Below are 1,657 nucleotides of genomic sequence, written 5' to 3'. Positions count from 1 at the left end.
CCACAGCACGCGAAAGACCGTCCGCGGCAACGAGAGCACGCCGAGAGAAGCCTGTGATGCGTCGACTCGTGGGATTGCTGATGCTGGCTGCGCTGCTCACCGGCTGTGCCGGAGTGCCCAGCTCGTCCGCGCCGCAAGCCATCGGCACCGTCGAGCGGCCGGCGCCGTCGAACCTGCCCAAGCCGACCCCGGGCATGGACCCCGACGTGCTGCTGCGCGAATTCCTCAAGGCCACAGCAGATCCGGCCAACCGGCACCTGGCCGCTCGCCAGTTCCTCACCCAGTCCGCGTCCAACGCCTGGGACGACGCCGGTAGCGCACTGCTGATCGACCACGTGGTGTTCGTCGAAACCCGTGCAGCCGAACGGGTTTCGGCAACAATGCGGGCGGACATACTGGGCTCGCTGTCCGATATGGGTGTGTTCGAAACCGCCGAGGGGGTGCTGCCCGACCCCGGGCCGATCGAATTGGTCAAGACCCCCGGTGGCTGGCGTATCGACCGGCTGCCCAACGGGGTCTTTCTGGACTGGCAACAGTTTCAGTCCACCTACAAACGCAACACGCTGTATTTCGCCGACCCGACCGGCAAGACGGTGGTTCCGGATCCACGCTATGTCGCGGTGCCCGACCACGACCAGTTGGCCACCGAGCTGATCTCCAAGCTGATCGCCGGTCCGCGGCCCGAGATGGCGCACACCGTCCGCAACCTGCTCGCACCGCCGCTACGGCTGCGCGGGCCAGTGACCCGGGCCGACGGGGGCAAGAACGGGATTGGGCGCGGTTACGGCGGCGCGCGCGTCGATCTGGAGAAGCTGTCCACCACCGATCCGCACAGCAGACAATTGCTTGCAGCGCAGATCATTTGGACCCTGGCCCGGGCCGATATCAGGGGCCCCTATGTGATCAACGCCGACGGTGCGCCGCTGGATGACCGGTTCCGCGACGGGTGGACCACCTCCGACGTCGCGGCCACCGATCCCGGCGCGGCCGACGGCGCGGGCGCCGGACTGCACGCCCTGGTGAATGGCTCTCTGGTGTCGCTGGACGGCCAGCACACCGCCATGGTGCCCGGCGCGTTCGGCCGCATGGGTGACCAGACCGGCGCCGCGCTGTCCCGCAACGGCCGACAGGTGGCGTCGGTGGTTACCTTGCACCGCGGTGCCCCGGACATGGCGGCGTCCTTGTGGATCGGTGATCTCGGCCAGGAAGCCGTGCAGTCGGCCGACGGGCACAGCCTGTCCCGGCCCACCTGGTCGCTGGATGACGTCGTCTGGGTGGTTGTCGACGGCAACAACGTGTTGCGGGCGATCCAGGAGCCGGCTTCCGGGCAGCCCGCGCGCCTTCCGGTGGATTCGGTGGCGGTGGCCACCCGGTTCCCGGGGCCGATCACCGACCTGCAACTGTCTCGCGACAGCACCCGGGCCGCGATGGTGATCGGCGGTCAGGTAATTCTGGCCAGCGTCGAGCAGACCCAGGCCGGGCAGTACGCGCTGACCTTCCCGCGCCGGCTCGGTTTCGGGCTGGGCAATTCGGTGGTGTCGCTGTCGTGGCGAACCGGTGACGACCTCGTGGTGACCCGTACCGACGCCAGTCATCCGGTGTCCTACGTGAACATCGACGGGGTGAACTCCGACGCGCCGCCGCGCGGTTTGCAGAT

General features: G+C 68.5%; 1 protein-coding gene. It reads left to right on the top strand.

The genetic code is table 11. The features are described 5' to 3' along the window. Nucleotides 1-56 precede the first annotated feature (56 nt). A partial coding sequence (gene lpqB / locus A5625_RS22095; protein WP_156748455.1) for an MtrAB system accessory lipoprotein LpqB occupies nucleotides 57-1,657 on the top strand: 1,601 nt, incomplete at its 3' end.

This window comes from Mycobacterium sp. 1465703.0 (assembly GCF_001672975.1).
Taxonomy (GTDB): Bacteria; Actinomycetota; Actinomycetes; order Mycobacteriales; family Mycobacteriaceae; genus Mycobacterium.
The sequence above is the reverse complement of the archived record's forward strand: the minus strand, read 5'-3'. Positions and strand labels throughout refer to the sequence as shown.